Raw genomic sequence first — 1,069 nt, forward strand, 5'->3', positions numbered from 1 at the left:
ACAGGAAAAGTAATCGACCGCACGAAAGATACGGTACGTGTCCACCTAGATATCGATGAGGCGCAGCAGAAGGAGGAAGCCTTCTGGTTCCCATATGCGACAGGCTATACTGCCGAAGGCCACAGCGGCTGGTACTGCATGCCGGAGCTTGGCGACCGGGTGGAGCTGTATGTTCCGGGGAGCCGGGAAGAAGAGGCGGTTGTGTTGACTTCTGTCCGGGCAAGAGAGGCAAGCTCTCCGAAGATCGAAAACCCTGCTATTAAATATTGGGGAACGCCGCATCAAAAAGAGCTGATGATGGAGGAGAACGAGCTGACCCTGACGGCCAGGGAGGGTTTGTTCCTGAAACTGCATGAAGCGGATGGAGTTGAAATCCGTAGTCCGCATCCGATTGTTTTCACCTCGGCAAAAGACATCGAAATGAAGGCAGGAAGCAGACTGAACATGCAGGCGAAGGAAGCACTGTACGTGCTATGCAGCTCCAGCAGCCTCATGATGGACGGCATCACCGATATTCAGGGACAGCTCGTGGAAATGGAGGGTACGGTGAAGGGGCCTCCTGTAGGAAGTGCCGCGGAGGCGGCAGAGGAACAGGAGGATGAGGCAGCGGAAAAGGCGGAGCTTGCCCAGCAGGTCGCAGGTTTGCTTCCGGGTGGAGCAGGTGCAAAGGGGCCCAGTGAAGGAGAAGCACCAGCAGTACCACCCGGTCAGGCAGCCGCCGCTGCTGCTCTTGCTGCAAGTGTACCTCTCGCCGGTGCAGCAGCCAAAGCGAAAGCAGCTATTAAAGCGATCCGAGCGCAGAAGGCTGGGAAACAGCTATGAGTTGGAAATGGTTTGACTCGATTACAAAAAAGGCAGCCGTACAAACCAAGAAGTTCACCCAATCAGTGAACAAAGCCGTCTCCTCAGCAAAACAGAAGGTAACCCAGACGGTATCGGCGGTAAAGAAAACGGTATCGAGCGCTGTAACAGCGGTGAAAAAAACAGTGAGCAAGGCGGTCACGGCCGTCAAGCAAAAAGTAACCCAGACCGTTACCGCCATAAAAAAGAAGGTGTCCAACGCCGTCAC

At 54.9% G+C, this 1,069-nt stretch carries 2 protein-coding genes; both read left to right on the plus strand.

Annotated features, from left to right (window positions below):
* Nucleotides 1-822, plus strand: an 822-nt coding sequence (locus tag HMPREF0083_RS26215; protein WP_021620197.1) for a phage baseplate assembly protein V, incomplete at its 5' end; no start/stop codon positions are given.
* The coding region (locus HMPREF0083_RS05780; RefSeq protein WP_021620198.1) for a hypothetical protein at nucleotides 819-1,069 on the plus strand (251 nt) is incomplete at its 3' end. The genes HMPREF0083_RS26215 and HMPREF0083_RS05780, both read left to right, overlap by 4 nt.

The organism is Aneurinibacillus aneurinilyticus ATCC 12856, from assembly GCF_000466385.1.
Taxonomy (GTDB): domain Bacteria; phylum Bacillota; class Bacilli; order Aneurinibacillales; family Aneurinibacillaceae; genus Aneurinibacillus; species Aneurinibacillus aneurinilyticus.